This window comes from Rubripirellula lacrimiformis (assembly GCF_007741535.1).
Lineage (GTDB): Bacteria > Planctomycetota > Planctomycetia > Pirellulales > Pirellulaceae > Rubripirellula > Rubripirellula lacrimiformis.
The window spans coordinates 5375032-5395917 of the sequence record NZ_CP036525.1; the positions used below are offsets into that span (position 1 = coordinate 5375032).

Genomic DNA, 20886 nt, shown 5'->3' on the forward strand with positions numbered 1-20886 from the left:
TCAGAGGCGGGAATTTCATTGTATCCTGTGACGTGCTACGAATGGCTTGTGACCGAAAATCCCTCCAGATCCAAAGCTTCACTATGAATCGCCACCTCGGAATTGCCGTCTGCCTGCTGACTATCGTTGGCGTTCTGCGAAGTGACGGGTCGCTGCGTTCGTGCCATGGGCAAACGGTGACAAGCGATTCTGCAGCCGCCATCGCGACCGGTGGACAGAATGGTGCAGTCGAAGACCAAGGCCAACTGAATCCGATTCAGATCGAAAACCAGCACGCAGGGGCACGGGATTGGCAACTGACAAGAGTCCGACTCGATGACGGTGGATACCGGTCGCCATGGATCGAGGGCTACTGTTCGAAGCAGAGCGTTCGTGCGGGCGAGAGCATCGACATCTGCGTTTCGACCAACCCGGTGCGGCAGTTCAAGATCGAGTTCTTTCGCATGGGTTACTACGGTGGCCGGGGAGCTAGGCTGATGAAGACGGTCGATTCGGTGCCCGGCAAGATTCAACCGGATCCCGTTATCGGCGAGAAGAACTTGCACGAATGCCGATGGTCACCGTCGGTTCAACTGACCATCCCGGATGACTGGATCAGCGGCGTATACTTGGGACGGATGACGACCAAGCCCGAGGGAACGGAAGCCTACTGGCAAAGCTATGTGGTGTTTATCGTTACCGACGACCGGCCGGCCGACGTCCTGTTCCAGTGCTCGGACAATACCTGGCAAGCCTACAACCGATGGCCCAACCAGTATTCGATCTACACGCATCCCAAAGGCGTCCAAGGACCTTGGGCGGATGTCAGTTTCGATCGCCCTTACGGCCGCGAAGGCCAGTACACCGGCGTCGTGAACGATCCGTTGACGGTCGGATCGGGCGAGTTTCTGCCGTTTGAATTCCCGCTTTCCTATTGGTTAGAAAAGGGAGGCTACGATGTCGCCTATTGTTCCAACAGCGACATGCTGACGCCGGATCGCGGATTGAAGTGCAAGGCGTTTGTCAGCATCGGGCACGACGAGTACTGGGATCTGCGCCAGTTCAACAGCGCCGTCACGATGCGTGATGCGGGTGTCAACCTGTTGTTCTTTTCGGGCAACAGCGTGTGTTGGGTGACACCGTTTCGTTCATCGTCCAGCGGGCAAGACAACCGCATCATCTTCCGAGGTGGTCCCTACGGTGGCGACAATGAATACGCGGTAGATCGAGAACGCATCCACGGCCCGTTTCCACACCGCGGACCAGACGAAGGGCTGTTGATGGGCGCACGCAACGTGGAACCCGTCAACGGTGGCGGCGACTGGGTCGTCACGAAATCAGACCACTGGATGTTCGACGGCGCGGGTGTCAAAGACGGCGATTCCATCCCCGGACTGATCGGTTGGGAGTACCACGGACAGCCGGCGGATATCGATGGGCTGCGGGTGGTCGGCGCAGGCACAGCATGGCAGGGCGGAGTGAACCCACAGCAATGGACGGCCACGATCTACCCTGGCCCGAAAGGTAATTTCGTGTTCAACGCCGCCACGATCTTTTGGGCCCAGGCCGTCAGTTCGCCGCCGGGACACACACTGCCGTGGTCTCACTGGAGCCGTCCGCACGGCCCGGACGATCGGGTGCAACGGATCACCAAAAACTTATTCGACCGATCGGTAGGCGCGGCCCCCTAAGAGCCTGGTTGATCGAACAGGACAGCGAGCAATCGTGGTTGGAGAGCTTGACGCTGCTACAGCTAATCAGTTCGCTCCGTTCGTAGTACCGGCTTCGAAGAGCGTCCAGTTTACGACAGCCTCGGAGAGGCGAAAGCGTCATGCCGGTGGACTCTGGCCACCGGATTTGCCATCCACCCCTGCTCTTCTCGGCCGGGCCGCCCTCAGGCGGCCCCGCCGAGAAGAGCAGGATTGCCTCAATCATCGCGAACCGTGGGGCCAGCCCCACGGCAAAAAGCTGCTGCCGCTCCGCGGCTAAACTGGACGCTCTTTTTTAGCGGGATTGCCCTGCCTCCGTTGGGTCCGATGGTCTGGACCGATTCCACCACGGTACTGATTCAGCCTGCGCGTCCAGAGAGTGGCGACTCAGCGATGGACGTGGCGCCTAGGCACAAAAAAACGGGACTTCCGCTTTGTGAGCGAAAATCCCGTTTTTCGGAAAGTGCGGATGAGAGGACTTGAACCTCCACGACCTTGCGGCCACTAGAACCTGAATCTAGCGCGTCTGCCAATTCCGCCACATCCGCATGTGGTTTATGATGATCAAACGTCAATCGAGGGGCTGTTTCGACTGTGGCTTTCCCGTCTGATGCAAGGAGAATATCGACTGACGCTTTTCCTGACAAGCGGCATTGTTCTTGAGCCCGAGCTTCCCTTCAGTCAGACTAGCCCCGCGGGGGTTCGGTTCAGCCCCGCCATGATCCCCGTATTCGTCGATCCATCAACTCAGGTGCCTGCCACATGCGACTTCACTGTTTGGGTACCGTGGGCTACCACCCCAATGATGACCGGCATACTTCGTGCTATTTTTTGCCCGAATCCGGCATCCTTTTGGACGCGGGAACCGGTGCTTTCCGGCTTTCGCCGCTGATCCAAACCGACACGCTGAACATCTTGCTTAGCCACGCACACCTGGACCACACCTTTGGGCTGACGTTTCTGCTGGACGTGTTGTTCGAAGCCCAGAAGCGGCGTGGGAAACCGATCGAAAAGCTGAGAATTTTTGGCGAGCAAGAAAAAATTTCTGCGGTCGAAACCCATTTGTTCCACGATCTTATTTTCCCAGCCAAATTGGATGCGGAATGGATCGCGATCGACGACCAGCCCGAATTCACGGTCGAAGGCGTCCAAGTGTCGTGGCGCCCCCAGGATCACCCGGGCGGTTCCGTCGCCTACCGGATGGATTGGCCTGATCAGCGAAAACGATTGGTGTACGCAACCGATACCACCGGCGACACATCCGAAGAACACGCACGATGGTGCGAGGGTGCGGACCTGTTGATGCACGAGTGCTATTTTCGCGACGATGCGTCCGAGTGGGCACTGAAGACCGGGCACAGCTGGACCAGCCGAGTCGCCGAAGTGACTTCGCTGTCGAAACCCAAGCGTTTGCTGCTGACCCACATCAACCCGATCGAAGAGTCCGACGATCCCATCGATATCGAAGCGATTCGACGAAGCGTCGATGCCGAAGTGACGCTTGCGACCGATGGCCTGACGCTGGAGTTCTAGGTGAGAAACCCAATTCGATGGTGGTTCTTGGTGATGTTCGGCTGCGCATTGGCCAATGGTCAAACCGCCGCCGCCGAAACCGCCTCGGTCGCCGACCTGTCGCAATCTTTCTTCGCACGAAACTGCAACGATTGCCATTCAGGGGACGGTGCCGAGGCCGATTTGGACCTGACCGACCTTTCGATGGAAGTTTCGGATCTGGCGATCCATGCCCGATGGGTGCGAATCTTTGATCGAGTTCGATCGGGCGAGATGCCACCGCCGGATGCGGCCGCGGTCGACGCGATGGAGGTCGAATCATTCACCGATAGCGTCGAAGTGTTCCTACAGATCGCGGGTCGTCGATTTCAACAGACGGTGCTGCGGCGGTTGAACCGAAACGAATACGCCAACACATTGAACGATCTATTCGGCACTCATTTAGACCTGTCGATGATGTTGCCCGAGGACGGTCGCAGTCACGAATTCGACAACGTGGGCGATGCCTTGGGCGTGTCGATGGTGCATCTGCAAAAGTACTTGGATGCGATCGATTCGGTCATGGACGCGGCCATTGCAAAGACGACGTCACGGCCGGCCACGCAGGTGATCCAGGCCAACTATGCCGAATCGCGAGAGGGCGAAAAATTTGTCGGCGAAGTCTGGAGATTGGCCGATGACGGCGCGGTCGTGTTCTTCCAAGACCTGGGATACCCCACCGGAATGCTACGTGGTGCGGAAGTCAAACAGGCCGGTTGGTACACGCTGCGAGTGACCGGGTACGCCTACCATGCCGAGCAACCCATCACGTTTCGAGCAGGGCTGACCAGTTTCCAGCCCGGATCCGACAAGCCGACGCTAGGTTACTTTCAGTTTCCCCCCATCGAATCCACCGATGGTCAACCGACCACGGTCGAAAAACGCGTGTGGATGGAACCTCGATTCATGGTTTCGATCGATCCCTGGGGAATCGACACCGGCAATTACAACCTGCGAAAACAAGGCATCGATGGCTACACCGGTCCTGGACTTGCGATCAACCAAGTCGAACTGGTGGGGCCGATCCTCGAATCATTTCCCGGCCGCGGCCACGAATTGATCTATGCCGGGTTGGTCCGACACGAGGTCGAACCGACAAACCCGACGACCAAGACAAAGCCGTGGTACCAGCCGAACTTTGTCACCGAATCCACGCAGCCGGCGACGGACGCGGCCAAGGTGTTCCGGCGGGTGGCGACCGCTGCCTATCGTCGGCCGGTGGATGATTCGGACGTCCAGCCGATCATCGAACTGATGACTCAGCAGATCGATCGCGGTGCGACCTTTGACGAAGCGCTGCGGACCGGCGTTGCCGCGATCTTCTGCAGCCCCGATTTCCTGTACCTGCAGGAACCCGGCGGAAAGCTGGACGATCACGCGATTGCGTCGCGGCTGTCCTATTTCCTGGTCCGCACCACGCCGGACCAAGCCCTGCTAGACGCAGCCGCAGCGGGTGTCCTGTCGACCGATCCGTCGGCGTTGATCCAGCACACTCGACGTCTGATCGCGGACCCACGACACCAACGATTCATCGACGACTTTTGCGACGCATGGTTGAACCTTCGCGAGATCGAATTCACCAGTCCCGACCGGACGCTATTCCCCGAATACGATCCCTATCTTCAGCATTCAGCGATTGCCGAAACGCGACATTTTGTTTCGGAACTGATCGAAAAGAATCTGCCTGTTCGCAATGTTGTGCAAAGCGACTTTGCGTTTTTGAATGAACGTTTAGTCGATCACTATCGCGATGGATTGGGACAAACCGATCCGGTCCATGGCCCCGATCTGCAGAGAGTCCAACTGTCGGATGATTCGCTTCGCGGCGGACTGCTGAGCCAAGCCAGCGTGTTGAAAGTGTCGGCCAACGGCACCAACACTTCGCCGGTCGTCCGTGGCGTCTGGGTGATGGAACGAATTCTAGGGATCACGCCATCCCCTCCGCCGCCTGGCATCTCGGGGGTCGAACCGGACATCCGAGGCGCATCGACGCTGCGAGAATTGCTGGACAAGCATCGTGACCTGGACTCCTGCCGCAGTTGTCACGCGATGATCGACCCGCCCGGATTTGCGTTAGAAAGTTTCAATCCGATCGGCGGCTACCGAGACCGATTCCGCAGCCTCGGCGAAGGAGAAAAGGTCGATCTGCAAATCAAACAACGCCGCGTTCAATACCGGCTAGGCCAGGCCGTGGACGCCAGCGGCGAGATGCAGGACGGACGCAAATTCGACGGATTCGTTCAGTTTCGCCAGCGACTTGCTGCCGACGAAGACGCATTGGCACGCTCGCTTGCGACCAAATTTTTGACCTTCGCTACCGGCCGTGAAATGGGATTTTCGGATCGCCCGATGATCGATCGGATGGTGGCGGAGTCCAAGCAACGCGGGCATGGCGTTCGAGATATATTGGAACTGGTCGTGACCAGCGAAGCGTTCCTGAACAAGTAGAGTTCAACGCAGCGGTGGCGGCGTCAGAAGTCTTACGCCCCATCGTTGCTGCGTTCCGATTCACCGTATCCCACCAAGGCCAACCATGTTGATTCCAGCCAATCCGATCAGCCGCCGGAAGATGCTACGAGGCGCCACGGCGGCCGCGATCGCGCTTCCGATGTTGGAAGCGATGGGTCCGTCGGTTGGTCGCAGAGCACTCGGTCAAACCGCCGATGACGTGCCGCCAAAGCGATTTGTGGCTTGTTGTGCGGGGCTGGGATTTCACGGACCGCACCTATTTCCGGATGCCGAGGGCGATGCATTGGCATCGACGCCCTACCTGTCTCGATTGGCCGATCATCACGACCAGATCACTGTCTTTTCGGGCCTGTCCCACCCCGACCAACAAGGCAACAACGGGCATGCGTCGGCACTGACATGGTTGACGTCGGCCCGACGCCCGGGGCTGGCCGGATTTCGCAACACTCTGTCGATCGACCAACGGATCGCTCAGCAAGTTGGGCTGCAAACTCGATTCCCGTTCCTGGCGATGGCGGTTTCCAACGAATCACTTTCCTGGACGTCCAACGGCGTTCCGATCCCGGCGATGTCGTCCCCAGCGAAGATCTACAAGGCTTTGTTTGTTGATGGGGACGCCAAAGCCGTTGATAAAGAGATGCTGAATCTGAAACGCGGCCGCAGCATCCTGGACACCGTTGGTGGCAGAGCCCGCAGGTTGGAACAAAAACTGGGCGAACGTGACCGCGACAAGCTTGACGAATACTTAACGTCGGTACGCGAGCTAGAACAGCGTCTGCAGCAAAGCGAGGGATGGGTACGACTTCCCAAGCCCAAGGTGGACATTGAACAGCCCGATGATATTCGCGACAAGGCCGAAGCGATCGCACGCCAGCGGCTGATGTACGACATGATCGTGCTGGCAATCCAAACCGATTCGACTCGCACGATCACCCATCAATTGGGCGGACTCAATTCGGCTCCCAATATCCCCGGCGTCGACAGCGATTGGCACGGCCTGTCCCATCACGGCAAAGACCCGGACAAGATCAACGAACTGAAACTGATCGAAGAAGCCGAGTTCGAAACGTTCAACGAATTCTTGACGAAGCTGCGGGCGATCGACGAAGGTGGCCGGTCGCTGTTGGATCAAACAGCGATTCTGTTCGGTTCGAATTTGGGGAACGCCAGTGCCCATGATTGGCGAAATTTGCCGATCATCATCGCCGGTGGCGGTTACAACCACGGGCGATACGTCGCGCACGATTCGCAAAACAACACTCCCTTTGCAAACGTCTTGGTCAGCTTGGCCCAGCGAATGGACGTCGAAATCGACTCGTTCGGCAGCAGCACGGCCGCCGGTGTCCGCGGTCTGGACCAATCCTGAAACCACCGCCCTAGAATTACCGCGTAGGAATCTGAATTTGCATTATTCGTTTGGATGGATTGCCCGCAGCTTGGCGATCGCAGTTGGAATCTTGGCTGCGGCGGTTGCAGTGGCGGCTGACCGGCAACCCAACATCGTGGTGATCATTGCCGACGACCTCGGATACGGCGAACTGGGTTGCTATGGCGGAAACGAAATTCCGACACCGCAGATGGACGGACTTGCCTCGGGCGGCGCAAGGTTCACCGACGGGTACGTGACTGCACCGTTCTGTGCTGCATCGCGGGCCGCAATCATGGCAGGCCGATACCAAACGCGATTTGGATTCGAATTCAATCCAATCGGAGCCGAGAATGCGGCGCAGGGAATCGGGATCCCCCAGGACGAAACGCTGCTGCCGTCGTTGATCCAGTCCGCCGGTTATGCCACAGGACTGATCGGCAAGTGGCACCTGGGTGGGACCGCCCCGTTTCACCCGCAACGTCGGGGATTCGACGAGTTCTTTGGCTTTCTGCATGAAGGCCACTTTTTTGTTCCACCGCCTTACGATGGTGCGACGACATGGCTGCGCCGCAAAGCGATCCCCGGTGGCGGGAAGGGACGCTGGACGTCGGCCAATGGACGAACCATTTGGTCCACCGACATGGGACACAGCGAACCGCCGTATGACACGGACAACCCCGTGATGCGTTCTAGCCAACCGGTCAACGAGACCGAAAATCTGACAGACGCCTTCACTCGCGAGGCCTGCGATTTCATCGACCGTCACGCCGATCAACCGTTCTTTTTGTGCCTCGCCTACAATGCAGTGCACAGCCCACTGCAGGGCGAAGACGAGTACATGGAACGCTTCTCGCACATCGAAGACGTCCAACGGCGAATCTTTGCGGCGATGCTGGCCCACTTGGATGACAGCATCGGACGTGTCCTGGCATCGATCGAAGCGGCGGGTGCGACTGAAAACACGCTGGTCCTCTTCCTCAGCGACAACGGTGGCCCAACAAAGGAATTGACCAGCAGCAACGCACCGCTGCGTGGTGGCAAGGGCATGGTTTACGAAGGCGGAGTCCGCATCCCCATGATCGCATCCTGGCCTGGAAAGATCTCGCCGCAAGTTGTCTCTACACCGGTAACATCCATGGACCTCCACGCCACGGCCTGTCGTGCGGCGAACGTTGACATGGCACAACACAAGGGCATGGGCGATCGTGACGGTTCGAACCTGATCCCGCTGTTGACGCGATCCGACGCTAGCTCGTTTGCCCAACGTCCAATTTTTTGGCGTGTCGGCGACCGTCACGCGATTCGCTATCAGCAGTGGAAACTGGTCCGACGTCGTGGCGACTGGGAACTGTATGACCTGTCCAGCGACATCAGCGAATCGGTCGACCTAGCGGATACCAATCCCGACAAAGTCCGCGAGCTTGCCAAACGATGGCGAGACTGGAACGCCCAGCAGGTGGAACCGCTGTGGCGATGAAGCGTCCAACAGGAAGAGTAGGAACAGGAACGTAGCCTGGGACGGTGCAGGCTCCCAGGCAGGATGCCTCCATTCAAAGAGCATCCGAATTGTTCTGTCGAGCGGATAATGGGATTTCTAGCGAAATCAACTAAGAAATCGGACAGTGATTGATTTGGAATCCGGCGGCTAGGTGACACGGTCGCCAACAGCGGCTGGTACAATGCCGGTCCCGCTTGCGCGGTTCACCGTTTCCGTTTGCGATTGAAAACTACCGAGGCCTTTGAATGCGTTTGGTTCGTTGCACGAAGATTCGTTTTGGCTTGATCGCTTGGTCCGTCGCGATTTACAGTCTTGGATTGCTTGGAAACGACCGTCCTTTGTGGGCCGATTCCCCGAAAGCGGCATCGGCAGCCTCGCAGGCCCCAACCGAGCACACGTTGAACTACAAAACGGTATCAACGAGCGGCAAAGACGTCACGTTGAAGATCGACTGGACTCGCCCGGCCGATTGGAAAGCCAGCGACCGACGGCCGGCGGTGGTCTTCTTTCACGGTGGCGGTTGGGTCGGCGGTGCCCCCGGCCAGTTCGCAGCCCACAGCGAAGAACTGGCTAAGTTGGGCATGGTCTGCTTCCGCGCCCAATACCGCTTGCTGCCTAAGAAGAACCCCATCAAACCGGACCGATGCATCGAAGACGCTTCGGATGCCATTCGCTATATCCGAAGCCACGCCGCCGAATTTGGTATCGACCCGGACCGCGTCGCTGCGGGCGGCGGATCAGCAGGCGGTCATCTGGCTGCATTCCTAGGCATGATGGACGACGTCGCCGTGGACGGTGTATCGCGAAAGCCGAACGCACTTCTGTTGTTCAACCCGGTCTATGACAACGGGCCGGGCGGTTGGGGAACAGGCCGCGTTGGAGACGCCTATGCGGACTATTCGCCCGCCCACAACATCACGTCGGACGATCCCCCCGCGATCGTGTTCCTGGGCACGGCGGATTCGCTGATCCCGGTTGCGACGGGCAAGAAGTTCCAAGCCGAAAGCCGCGCCGCGGGCCTGAAAAGCGACCTCCATCTCTACGAAGGTCAGCCGCACGGTTTCTTCAACGCCACCCGCGACGGCGGCAAGCATTACCGAGACACAATGGCCAAGACGATCGACTTTCTAAAATCCAACGGATGGATCCAGTAGCAATGGGTGGATGCCATCCCAGGTGTCAAACCAACGCCGATTGTTTCGAAGCAACGAGCGATCACTAAGTGTCGTTTCTTCTTCCCCTCTCTCTCTAACTCTGTCCCCCCGCAAACCGCTGCGCGGCGGGGGCGAGATGCCTTTCATCGCGACACTTATTGGTCGCTCGTTGCTAAGCAGCTTTTCGCTGCTGCAGAACCGGGCCACCAACGGTTTCGATAGCCAGTTCCAGATCGTCCAACTGGAACACGAGGTTCTTGAAACGGGCAGCGTCACGAGCGGTGTCCGATAAATCCAGGTCGCCCAGGAATTCTTGCACTTCGGCCAACGACATTCGGCCGATCAAACGCTCGGGCGTGATTTGAATCTTGTGCATCATTGGAACCAGCCATCACCAGGGCATTTCGAAACGCGGCACCAAGACCGCTGTACCGAGTCCTTCGGCAACCAGCCGAGTGATAGCGGATCAAATCCGCCGGCAGTCGATTCGTAGCGGTTATCGGTGACAAACCCATTGTCCCCGTTTTGACAGCGACCGGAATCAAACGAGGGCAGCCACAGGCTGGCGTTTGCGAACGCACGATCGGTAAGTGTCGGGACTGCCGTCGTGGGATTCGCCAGAATTCCCACCCGCGCCATCCCGACGATCAGGAATTCTGGCGGATCCCCCGACGACAGATAGTTCCTGTGCGTCGCCTACTCGCGGAACCGATAGCCGATGCCACGAACGGTTTCGATCAGATCGGCAGCATCGCCCATTTTCTTACGCAGGGCACGGACGTGCACGTCGATCGTTCGCTCCAGCACCATCGTGTCTTCGCCCAAAGCGGCATCCACCAATTCCGTGCGGCCGAAAGCGCGACCGGGCTGGCGAATCAAAGTTTCCAACAACTGAAACTCGCTCTTGGTCAGTTTCAACACTTCGTCACCCAAGCTGGCGACAAAGCGTCGACGATCCACTCGCACACCGTGGTGTTCGACTTGGTCGCTGTCCTCGAAGGCTGGTTCGCGACGACGCAGCAACGCTTTCAGACGCTGCAGCAACACCTTGTAGCTTTCGACGGGCTTGACCACGTAGTCATCCGCACCAACGGCGAACCCGACTACCTGATCCGATTCTTCGCCCAAAGCACTTAGCATCAAAATCAGGGTGTCCTTGGTCGTCGCATCGGCTCGCAGTTGTTTGCAGACCTCGACGCCACTTAGGATCGGCAGGTCGACGTCCAGGAAAATGACGTCGGGCAGTTGCAGCTTCGCAGCCTTCAGCGCCTCGCGCCCGTCGGCTGCCCGCGAAACGTCATAACCGGCCCGCTGCAGTTGATATTCCAACGTTTCGGCAAGCGGACGATAGTCCTCGACGACTAGAACTTTGGTTTTCGACATTTCAGTTTCGTTAGGAATGACTCGTCGGGGAAGCGGCGGCAGAAGCGTGGTTGACATGGTACCCCGGTAATCCGTTGGCGGTTGCGTGAGTTGATTTTTTGACGCAGCCATATGTTGAACGAACACGGCGGTTTGTGCACCCGTCGGGAGCCCCGAATCCGATGAAGCTTTGGTGAAGTTTGGTCGGCATCGACAGCACGCTTTTACCTAATCGTGCGAATGCGGCGATGAAAATCTCAGTCTGTCGGTGATATTTCGCGGCCGATCAGGCGAGTTCGGCCTTGGGCAACAGCACTTCGAATTTGGAACCGCGGCCCGGTTTGCTTTCTACCCGAACCTCGCCGCCGAGCGAAATCGCCAGGTTTTTGACGATCGACAATCCAATCCCGGTCCCTTCGGAAAGGGGGTCGGATTCGTCACCACGTGCGACTCTTGATTTCTGGACGCGATAGAAACGCTCGAAAATTCGTTCCTGTTCCTCGGCGTTGATCCCCACACCGTTGTCCTGGACGACCAGCGCCAAGAACTTGCCCGCATCGCGGAAACCAACCTCGACTCGCCCGCCAAGGGAGGTATAGCGGATGGCATTGCCGATCAGGTTGTTGGCGATCGTCAGCGTGGCCTCGCGATCACTGTGGATCCATTGCGACTGCCCGGCCTGGTACACGACAGCGATTTCCTTCACCTCGGCGATCGGGCAATTGGACCTTAGCGACTCGCTAACCACTTCGCTGAAATCCACTCGCCCGATCGAAAGGTGGCTGTTACCGGCTTGGGCCCTGGCCAACTGCATCATGTCGGCGATCAGCCGCTCCAGACGCAGGCACTGGGCGTTGATCTGGCTCATAAAGTGTTTCGCTGCATCCGGATCGTCTTCGATCGCCAGTTCGACGGTTTCGGCGTATCCTTTGATCGCGGCCAGCGGCGTCTTCAGTTCATGGGAGATGTTGGCAACAAATTCCCGACGCATCTCGTCCACTCGATTCGCTTCGGTTTCATCCCGCAGCGTCACCAGTAGTTTGGTTTCCAAGCGGGATTCGATCGGGTCGACGCGAACCTTGATGGACCGGATCCGGTCTGAACAGACGACTTCGACATGAACTTTCTGTGGCCCGTCACCCGACGCGGCGGCGGTGATCACGCGAGAAAGCTCGGGGATCCGAACGATTTCGCCCAACCGTCGCCCCCCCATGTCCGAACGATCGGCGATGCCCAACAGAAATTTTGCGGATGGGTTCACCAACAAAACATTGCCCTCGCGAGACAACATGATCACACCGTCACGCATTTTCTGCAGTGCGGACTGGGTCTGTTCGGCGTCCTGCTGCAGTCGCAACCACTGCTGCTGCCATTGGTCGGCCTCTTGCCGGTATCCGTCGACAACCACTTGCACCCGCAAACGTCGATCGGTCGACCGGCGACGAAGGATGGCGATGATGATTCCGGACGCGGCCACGACCGCGATTGCGGCTAACCACCCGGCGTGGGCGACGGTGATCACGATCAACGCCGTGACCGCGACCGCACAGACTGCGCCGATGCTTTCGACAGCGGCGGAATCGACCAGTTCGTCGGGACGCGTTTTTTTCGAGTTCGCAGCGAGCAAGCGGTCAACCAACGGGTAATCGAGGCAACGTCTCACGATCGCTTGAAATCCCCCATCGACTGCCCCGGACGGTCGGTCCACCCAGATCACACCGGCGGAGCGACAATCCCAGCGAAATCAGCACAAGCGATCTCGATGGAACAATCCGCCCCCTGCTTTGGACTGTGGAAAATCAGTCGCCGCGGTGGGGCGGGCGCTTTCAAGTTTTGACCGTACAATCATGGTCGCTCGAGCCGTTGGAGGACACGGGCGAGCCGGCTTCTTCATCGAATATTCTCATAGAAGCCACCCCAAGTCCCCTCGACTCCCCCATCACCACTTCCCCATCGTTCGCTCCTATGCCAAGTCCACTGCGTGCCCCCGAAGGCAGCCCGAACTTCCCCGCGCTCGAGCAAGACGTCCTGAAATTCTGGGACGACAACGACATTTATGGCCAATCGCTGGCCGCACGCGCCGACGGACCTTCGTTCGTTTTCTATGAAGGCCCCCCCACGGCCAACGGCATGCCGCACCCCGGGCACTGCCTGACCCGCAGCATCAAGGACGTCTTTCCTCGCTATAAAACGATGAAAGGGTTCCGCTGTGAACGCAAAGCTGGTTGGGACACTCACGGTCTGCCCGTCGAAGTCGAAGTCGGCAAGGAAATGGGCATCCACAGCAAAGAAGACATCGAAGCCTACGGTGAAGAACCGTTCATCCAGAAATGCCAACAGAGCGTGTTTCGGTACATGCAGCAGTGGCAAACGCTGACCCGGCGGCTGGGGTTCTGGGTCGACCTGGAAAAGGCCTACGTCACCTATCACCAAAGTTACGTCGAAAGCGTCTGGTGGAGCCTGAAAAACCTGTTCGACCGCGGCCTGCTGTACCAAGGCCACAAAATCGTTTGGTGGTGGGCCCAGGGTGGGACCGCATTGTCGGCAGGCGAAGTCGGCCAAGGATACCGGGAAGTCGCCGACCCTAGCGTCTACGTGCTGTTCCCGCTGTTGGACGACGCCGGCAAGCCGACGAACCGGTCGTTGGTGGTCTGGACCACCACCCCATGGACCCTGCCTAGCAACATGTACGCGGCCGTCCATCCCACAGACGTCGAATACAGCGTCGTTCGCGATCCAGAATCGGGGACCGAGCTGGTGATGGCAGCCAAGTTGGTGGACACGATCGCAGGCAAGCTGAAACGTGAACTGGAACCTGTCGAAACGGTAACAGCCGAATCGTTGATCGGTGCCCGCTATCAGCCTCCGTTCAACAACTATAGCGATTCCGTCGCGGACCAAACCGGCACCCTGGTCGGCGGCGGAACCGAAGCCAAGTATTGGCGCGTCGTTGCCGCTGATTTCGTCACCACCGAATCCGGGTCGGGCATCGTCCACCAAGCACCTGCGTTCGGCGAAGTTGACCATGATGTGTTGGTGGACGAACGAAAACGCTTCGTTCCAACCGATGCACCGGAGTTGTTGTGTGCGGTCGGCCCGGACGGCAAGTTCACCGATGAATTCGCCGAGATGAAAGGCACCTGGGTCAAAGATGCAGATAAACCGATCATCCGACTGCTGAAAGAAGCCGACAAACTGCTGATGCAGGAACAATACCTGCACGAGTACCCGTTCTGTTGGCGGGCCAACGAAGACCCGTTGATCCAGTACCCACGTCGAAGCTGGTTCGTGCGGACGACGAAGTTCCGCGACCTGATGCTGAAGAACAATTCGCAAATCGGTTGGCAGCCGGAACACATCCGCGACGGGCGTTTCGGCAACTTCCTGGAATCCAACGTCGATTGGGCTCTGTCACGCGAACGCTACTGGGGCACACCGTTGCCTATCTGGGTCTGCCAAGAAACCGGACAGGCCGAAGCGGTCGACAGCTACGACATGCTGCTGGCCAAACCGGGCATCACCGGCACGGAAGTTTGGGATCAAGCCAAAGCCGCGAACCCCGAATTGGTGGACGACCTACGCGTCCACAAACCGTACATCGATGCCGTCACCTACGATTCGCCGTTCGCGGCCGGTGCACGGATGAAGCGTGTCACCGAAGTCATCGACTGCTGGTACGACAGCGGTGCGATGCCGTTTGCCCAATGGGGATGGCCTCACCAAAACGACGAAAAGTTCCAAGATCAGTTCCCCGCAGACTTCATCAGCGAAGCCTTGGACCAAACGCGAGGATGGTTCTATAGCCAATTGGCGATCAGCACGATGCTGTTTGGCGAAGGTGCCAATGTTTCGGAAACCGCAGCGACAGAAGACGACAGCGCTGTACCACGTTCTGAAGCCCAGGCTGATTCGTTGTCGCCAAAGCTGCCCGAGATCACAGGATCACACCCGTTTCGCAACTGCATCGTGCTGGGGCTGATGCTGGGCGAAGACGGCAACAAGATGTCCAAGAGCCTGCGGAACTATCGCGAGCCAACGGAGATCTTTGACAAGTATGGTGCCGATGCTCTGCGTTGGTTCTTCTTTGCCGGCCAGCCACCTTGGACCGCAATCCGATACCGCGAACAATCGATCAAGGATTCGATCCCGGAATTCTTGCTGCGAACCTGGAACACTTTCAGCTTCCTAACGATTTATGCAGAGATCGACGGGTTCGATCCGACCACGGCCACCGGAGCCGACGATCAACTTTCGCCAGCGTCGTTGGCGTCGGCCCCCAGCTATCGCGATGCATCCGAGCGGAGCGAGATCGACCGCTGGATCCTGTCCGAATTGAACCAGACGATCGCCACGGTGACCGATCGAATGGACGCGCTGGACAACTACAACGCTTGCAAGGCGATCACGTCGCTGGTTGACGGACTCAGCAATTGGTACGTTCGCCGAAGCCGAGATCGATTCTGGGCCTCGGACGCGGATTCGCAGGACAAGTCGGACGCGTACTGGACGCTGTACGAAACGCTGCTGGAATTGGCCAAGCTGGTGGCTCCCTTCGTTCCGTTCCTTTCCGAAACGCTGTGGCAAAACCTCAGTGCACCATTCGGCGACAAGGTACGTCGCAGCGTTCACCTGTGTGACTATCCCGTCGCGATCGCTGACCGGATCGACAAAGACCTTTCCGCTTCGATGACTCTGCTGCGCGAAATCGCTTCCCTGGGACGCGCGGCACGGGCCGAAGCAAAGCTGAAAGTCCGATTGCCACTGTCACGTGTCGAAGTCGTGCTGACCAGCGACACGCACATCGCTTGGCTGCAGACGCACGATGAATTGGTCCGGGAAGAACTGAACGTCAAGGCAGTGGAATACACCACCGAAGGCGACCAGTACGTTCAATACACGGTTGTCCCGAACTTCAAGCGATTGGGTCCGAAGGTTGGCAAGCAGATCCCAGCGGTCAAAGCGGCACTGGCCAAAGCGGATGGGAACGAATTTCTGCAACAGCTTTCGGCAACCGGATTTGTCACGCTGGACCTTCCAGGTGGCGAAGTCAAATTGGACAGCGACGATATCGAAGTCCGTTTGAAAGCTCGCGATGGATGGGCGGCCGCCCAAGGAAACCAATGCGTCGTGGTGCTGAACACCGAAGTCACCGATGAACTTCGCCGCGAAGGAGTCGCCAAAGATTTGATCCGAACGGTCCAGAGCCAACGCAAGGAAATCGCATGTGAATACACCGACCGAATCGAAATCGCGATCGTCACGGATGAACCCGAAGTCGCCGCTGCGATCAAAGAGCACGGCAAACTGATCACTGGCGAAACACTGGCGGATTCCTTGACCGATGCTGCGATGGACGGCGTCACGCCGGTGGAAACCGAATCGGGAACGGTTTACGTACGCAAGGTGAATGCATGACACCGGCGCCTGCGAACTTGCCGATCGCTGTCTTTCTAAGCGGTGGTGGCAGGACCCTAGAAAACCTGATCCAGCACCGCGACCAGCACGGATTGCCGATCGACATCCGTTTGGTGATCAGCAGCAGTTCCAAGGTGCGCGGTGTCGAGGTTGCACGATCCGCGGGAATTGACACCAAGGTTGTTCGGAAATCGGAGCACCCCGACGAACAGGATTACTGCCGCAGCATGTTCCAACCCTGTCGTGATGCCGGCGCCCAGTACGTCGTCATGGCCGGTTTCCTAAAGCACGTGCTGATACCTGATGACTTCACCAACCGCGTCATCAACATCCACCCATCGCTGCTACCAGCCTTCGGTGGCGAGGGCATGTATGGCGGTCGAGTCCATTCCGCTGCGATCGATCGCGGCGTCCAGATCAGCGGCTGCACGGTCCACTATGTCGATAACCAATACGACAATGGCCCCATCATTTTGCAACGCTCCTGTGACGTGAAACCAAGCGACACACCCGATTCACTAGCGAGTCGAGTGTTCGAAGTGGAATGCGCCGCACTGCCCGATGCAATTCGCCTGATCCATCAGTCAAGAATGGCAACGTAACGATTTAGTCAGCGTGAAACGGGACCTGGAGATCGCGTAGAGGCGAAGCGTGCCTCGCCATCCGCACCGCTTGTAGTACCGGCTTCAGCCGCAGGTCCACTGGAAACCAACGCCCGAGGCCGCATGAATGCGGTACTACGAACGGCGCTGCAGTAAAGACGACGCCGGGTTTCCGTTCGTAGTACCGGCTTCAGCCGCAGGTCCACTGGATACCAACGCCCGAGGCCGCATGAATGCGGTACTACGAACGGCTTCTGTCGTGTCGTTATGCCGAATTTCGGCGTGGCTTGACGGGCAAGTCACCTCGCCCGCAGACGATCGACGGAACGACGTCGGCCTTGATCGATCGAGAATGCCGATTTGCAGCGGCAGGCCCTTGCACGCCCGACGCATGCTCTGACGCATCGCTTGGTTCGTCCAACTTGTTTGGCGTCACCGTTTGGCTTGCTCGAGCGGTCGGGGCAAGCGAGTTGCCTTTCCGACTGACTCGTTCCCGCACGTAGTGCTTGGTCACCGATAGCAGGTTTCCCATTCGCAATCCCAAAGTCAGACTCGGGTGACTCGCCATGCGAAGGTACTGAAGCCATTCCTTGACGGTCGGCTTTTCGATCGTGCGGAATTCACGCGACGCCAATCGTGGGAACGTCGAAAGTTCGTAACCCATTTTTTCGACGTACCAGCCTGTCATTCGATTGACTTCCAGCGAATACCGCATCTTCTCGGCTGCCGACCAGGATCGCCCTGCGAAATGGTTGGCACCGTGTCGCCGGTATTCCACCAGCGGTTCTTCGAGATGAAATTTGTGCGACCCGACGATCGACGAACCAAACACCAATACATCGTCGGCACGGGTCTTCCACTCGCTTTCACGAGGATAGGGCAGGATCTTTCGCACCAGGGAGGACCGCATCGACAAGCAGGACGTTGGGGCACCGACCCACCGCCGCTGCATCACCGCACCGACCGCGCTGATCCCCTGATCGCGAGTCACTTTGATTCGTTGGCGTCCACCGGCGCAATCACCGAACGATTCGTACCCCACACTGATGCAGTCGATGCTGGGCTGCTGTTCGTAGACCGATTGCACCTTGGTATTCAGGTCTGGTCGGTGCCGGTCGTCGGAATCCAAGAAGTAAACGACATCGCCGCTGGCAATCTCCATCGCGGTCTGCAGGCACGACAGCTGACCTTCCTGATCTTTTGCGATCACCTGCAGCCGGCTCTCGTTCCGAAATCGCTTGTCCAGCCGACTCAGTGAATCGTCCGTCGAACCATCGTCAACGACAATCACTTCGGTAAACGGTGTTTCCTGTTCCAGGGCACTCTGGACGGCTTCGCACAGAAAATCAGCGTAGTTGTAGTTATTGATCAGGCAACTGGTACGCATCACTGTCCCATCCGAAGTGAAAAGCGGCGACGACAAATCGACCTCAGCAGACGCTCGGTCAGCATCGTCATAAGAAACCACTCGCAGATTCGGAGCCATCGTTCGTTGCCCTTCGTTGGATCGCTTCTGGACGCGTCGAAAATCTTCCGTAGTCCGCCTGCCCTAGAACTAACATTTCGACGGGGCACGTGGCTAGAACAGAATTCAACGCACTGACAGCCCCCCCCCAACATCACGACGCCGGCCGTTAGGCTGCCCGCCGCCGATACCCGACCATGGATTTCAGACACCTCGTCCGAAACTTCCAATGTGCACGCACCGGTTTGTAGTGATATCCCCAAAGCCGTCGAAGATATTGTTCGGGCCGCGGTGGGGTATAGCCGGACCATGCGGTGTCCCGCAGCGTCCGAAAGAAATCGGCGGTCGCCGGGTGGTGGCAAAAATAGTTCCACGGCTTCTCGGGCGAACAGAAATGGACGACCCACGGATCCTGATGCAGCATCTGGAACGTGTCCGAGTCGAACGGACTTTGCGTCGCCCCAGGATAGGAAAACAGATGAGCACCTTGATTCCAGCGCAGATCCAAAGATCGCCATTTGCCCGCCAGAACGACGTTCAAGGCGTACTGGTCCCACCACAGAACATGCTGTCGATGATCGCTAAGGCAATCCAAAAACTGACGGAAGATGCGTTCCTCTCGCCAACGTTTCACATCGATGACCAGCAAACCACCGTTGAAATACATCGCGTCCTCGTCGATACCAAGCTCTTCGAAGTTCGCGATGGGACGCGATGTTGCAAGATATCGCAGCGTTTCGCTAGACGCGCTGAGCGAACGTGTTGAATCGATCCACGGTGCGGCATAATCCTGAACGGCTAAAACGGACGCATCGCCTTGCGGTTCATCCCACAACAGGGACAGGTCGCGACAAACCAGCATATCGGCATCCAAATAGATCGCACGATCCACCGACGACGGAAGCCGTTCAGCGATCGCCAGTCGCAGATAGGTCGAACTTGTCACATGCAGACTGACCGGCAATCCTTCGATGTCGCTTCCCTCGGCGCTGACCCAATGAACGCTGATCCGGTCGTCTTGCCAGGACCGTTCCATCCGATCTTTGGACGCACGGGTGATACCGCCATCCAGGATATAGATTTCGGCACGGCGGTCTGGCGACAGGTGGTCGATAGCCGATCGGATTGTCACCGCCAATGGCATGACATAGCCCTCGTCCGCTCCGCTGACCCAAACCATGGTCTCTTGCTGATTCATCAATTAGTACCCCTAAATTGCATCAGGCTGCCCGCTGATCGACCGCAGGATGGGACGCCAAATAGCGAGGTGCGATGGTTGCTGGACTTGCATCGGTCGTCCGAAATCGCGTCCGATCGCTCCGCATAGCAACCCCGCCATAGACGAACTCCCGCAAACAGATCGCCGTCCCCTGCAACAGAACACCCAAACGCATTGGCTTCAAACGCCACGCCTGTATCAATAGTTGACCACCCCGCATTCGATCGGCCGACGGATCCTTGGCGGGATCCGATCGACGATGAAGCTTTGCCGCAACCAACAAATTTTCGAATGCGTAATTCCGCGAAACGTCGGCGGGAACCGCTTCGCTGCGGCGATAACGCATCACCGTGTAGGCGACCTCTTCCAAGGTGCCCGCAAGCTTTTCGGTCGTTGCCCCACTATGGCATTTGCGATAGTGACAAGTGACTTCGTCGACGTGCGAAAAATCGACGAACGAAGAAACGCATCTCAGAAAATAGTCGAAGTCTTCACAAAACTGATAGCGACTGCTCCACGGCCCAACGACCTCCAAAACCTGCCGCCGCATCACGGTCGCAGATGGAACGACGAAATTCCGATTGAATAGAGTGGTCGGAAAACCAGCCACTTCATCATCGCTGGGCCCGTAGACCCCCATTTCTTTGTCGGTCTGATCTTCGAACATCATGACCTTGGCATAGGCGATGCCTGCACCGGATCGCTGGAGTCTGCCGACCAACAGTTTCAAGTGATTCGGCAACCATCGATCATCCGAATCGAGCGTGGCAACAAATTCACCACGGGCGATTCGAAAGGCGACATTGCGACTTTCGGCGGCACCCCGATTGATTTCGTTACGTAGGTACTTCACCGAGTTCGGAACCGAATCCGCGAACCGAGACACGATCCGCTCGGTTTCCCCTACCGACGCGTCTTCGACCACGATCAGTTCCCAATTCTGATAGGACTGATTTCGGATCGATTCTAACGTCTCGGCGATCAAGTGATCACGGTTGTAAGCCGGTATAACGACCGTGACCAAACCGCTGTGGCTTGGACAAGGACATTGAATGGGTGCATTCACGGAGGGACTCTTCAGGGGAAGCGTGTGA

The 20886-nt window shown here is 57.9% G+C and carries 14 protein-coding genes and 1 tRNA gene; 8 read left to right on the forward strand and 7 right to left on the reverse strand.

The features are described from left to right. Positions 1-83: 83 nt before the first annotated feature. Positions 84-1670 (forward strand): N,N-dimethylformamidase beta subunit family domain-containing protein, encoded by a 1587-nt coding sequence (locus K227x_RS18885; protein ID WP_218933367.1) that lies wholly within the window; start codon positions 84-86, stop codon positions 1668-1670. A 482-nt stretch (positions 1671-2152) separates the two neighbouring features. Here the strand turns inward: K227x_RS18885 and K227x_RS18890 are convergent. After that, positions 2153-2236 (reverse strand) — tRNA-Leu (locus tag K227x_RS18890). A gap of 214 nt (positions 2237-2450) precedes the next feature. On the opposite strand from K227x_RS18890, the gene K227x_RS18895 reads away from it, so the two are divergent. The 5 genes from K227x_RS18895 to K227x_RS18915 all read left to right on the forward strand — a co-directional run bounded on the left by K227x_RS18895 (position 2451) and on the right by K227x_RS18915 (position 9729). Then, the gene (locus tag K227x_RS18895; RefSeq protein WP_145171928.1) at positions 2451-3221 is read left to right on the forward strand and encodes an MBL fold metallo-hydrolase; all 771 of its coding nucleotides are present in this window, start codon (positions 2451-2453) and stop codon (positions 3219-3221) included. Continuing rightward, on the forward strand, positions 3222-5687 hold the full coding sequence (locus tag K227x_RS18900; protein WP_246145926.1) for a DUF1592 domain-containing protein: 2466 nt from the start codon (positions 3222-3224) through the stop codon (positions 5685-5687). It abuts the gene before it with no gap. An 85-nt stretch (positions 5688-5772) separates the two neighbouring features. Continuing rightward, positions 5773-7074 carry a DUF1552 domain-containing protein gene (locus K227x_RS18905; RefSeq protein ID WP_145171930.1) on the forward strand — a complete coding sequence of 434 codons (1302 nt, stop codon included), beginning with the start codon at positions 5773-5775 and terminating at the stop codon, positions 7072-7074. A gap of 37 nt (positions 7075-7111) precedes the next feature. Beyond that, the gene (locus tag K227x_RS18910) at positions 7112-8554 is read left to right on the forward strand and encodes a sulfatase-like hydrolase/transferase (RefSeq protein WP_218933368.1); all 1443 of its coding nucleotides are present in this window, start codon (positions 7112-7114) and stop codon (positions 8552-8554) included. A 266-nt stretch (positions 8555-8820) separates the two neighbouring features. Further along, complete coding sequence (locus tag K227x_RS18915) at positions 8821-9729, forward strand: alpha/beta hydrolase (RefSeq protein WP_145171932.1); 909 nt, start codon at positions 8821-8823, stop codon at positions 9727-9729. A 172-nt stretch (positions 9730-9901) separates the two neighbouring features. On the opposite strand, the gene K227x_RS18920 is transcribed toward K227x_RS18915, so the two are convergent. The 3 genes from K227x_RS18920 to K227x_RS18930 all read right to left on the reverse strand — a co-directional run bounded on the left by K227x_RS18920 (position 9902) and on the right by K227x_RS18930 (position 12754). Further along, the gene (locus K227x_RS18920; RefSeq protein WP_145171934.1) at positions 9902-10108 is read right to left on the reverse strand and encodes a hypothetical protein; all 207 of its coding nucleotides are present in this window, start codon (positions 10106-10108) and stop codon (positions 9902-9904) included. 317 nt (positions 10109-10425) lie between these two features. Further along, positions 10426-11112: a response regulator transcription factor gene (locus K227x_RS18925; protein WP_145171936.1), complete on the reverse strand. Its 687-nt coding sequence runs from the start codon at positions 11110-11112 to the stop codon at positions 10426-10428. A 265-nt stretch (positions 11113-11377) separates the two neighbouring features. Beyond that, complete coding sequence (locus K227x_RS18930; protein WP_145171938.1) at positions 11378-12754, reverse strand: sensor histidine kinase; 1377 nt, start codon at positions 12752-12754, stop codon at positions 11378-11380. Positions 12755-13056: 302 nt separating this feature from the next. Here K227x_RS18930 and K227x_RS18935 point away from each other — a divergent pair, with 302 nt between their 5' ends. After that, complete coding sequence (locus K227x_RS18935; RefSeq protein ID WP_145171940.1) at positions 13057-16506, forward strand: class I tRNA ligase family protein; 3450 nt, start codon at positions 13057-13059, stop codon at positions 16504-16506. Then, positions 16503-17108 (forward strand): phosphoribosylglycinamide formyltransferase, encoded by a 606-nt coding sequence (purN, locus tag K227x_RS18940; RefSeq protein ID WP_145171942.1) that lies wholly within the window; start codon positions 16503-16505, stop codon positions 17106-17108. The genes K227x_RS18935 and purN overlap by 4 nt, the downstream gene beginning before the upstream one ends. Positions 17109-17373: 265 nt before the next feature. Here the strand turns inward: purN and K227x_RS18945 are convergent, their stop codons facing one another. From K227x_RS18945 to K227x_RS18955, 3 genes are all read right to left on the reverse strand, one after another. After that, positions 17374-18594 (reverse strand): glycosyltransferase family 2 protein, encoded by a 1221-nt coding sequence (locus tag K227x_RS18945; protein ID WP_145171945.1) that lies wholly within the window; start codon positions 18592-18594, stop codon positions 17374-17376. 148 nt (positions 18595-18742) lie between these two features. Further along, a complete protein-coding gene (locus K227x_RS18950) occupies positions 18743-19771 on the reverse strand; it encodes a glycosyltransferase family 8 protein (RefSeq protein WP_145171947.1) in 1029 nt (342 codons plus the stop codon). Between the two features lie 22 nt (positions 19772-19793). Then, positions 19794-20858, reverse strand: a complete 1065-nt coding sequence (locus tag K227x_RS18955) for a glycosyltransferase family 2 protein (RefSeq protein WP_218933369.1) — start codon at positions 20856-20858, stop codon at positions 19794-19796. Positions 20859-20886: the final 28 nt, after the last annotated feature.

Bases quoted from the DNA above. Each gene is read 5' to 3' on its own strand.
- K227x_RS18885 (WP_218933367.1), top strand. From the start codon at position 84: ATGAATCGCCACCTCGGAATTGCCGTCTGCCTGCTGACTATCGTTGGC.
- K227x_RS18895 (WP_145171928.1), top strand. From the start codon at position 2,451: ATGCGACTTCACTGTTTGGGTACCGTGGGCTACCACCCCAATGATGAC.
- K227x_RS18905 (WP_145171930.1), top strand. From the start codon at position 5,773: ATGTTGATTCCAGCCAATCCGATCAGCCGCCGGAAGATGCTACGAGGC.
- K227x_RS18915 (WP_145171932.1), top strand. From the start codon at position 8,821: ATGCGTTTGGTTCGTTGCACGAAGATTCGTTTTGGCTTGATCGCTTGG.
- K227x_RS18920 (WP_145171934.1), bottom strand. From the start codon at position 10,108: ATGATGCACAAGATTCAAATCACGCCCGAGCGTTTGATCGGCCGAATG.
- K227x_RS18925 (WP_145171936.1), bottom strand. From the start codon at position 11,112: ATGTCGAAAACCAAAGTTCTAGTCGTCGAGGACTATCGTCCGCTTGCC.
- K227x_RS18935 (WP_145171940.1), top strand. From the start codon at position 13,057: ATGCCAAGTCCACTGCGTGCCCCCGAAGGCAGCCCGAACTTCCCCGCG.
- purN (WP_145171942.1), top strand. From the start codon at position 16,503: ATGACACCGGCGCCTGCGAACTTGCCGATCGCTGTCTTTCTAAGCGGT.
- K227x_RS18945 (WP_145171945.1), bottom strand. From the start codon at position 18,594: ATGGCTCCGAATCTGCGAGTGGTTTCTTATGACGATGCTGACCGAGCG.
- K227x_RS18950 (WP_145171947.1), bottom strand. From the start codon at position 19,771: ATGAATCAGCAAGAGACCATGGTTTGGGTCAGCGGAGCGGACGAGGGC.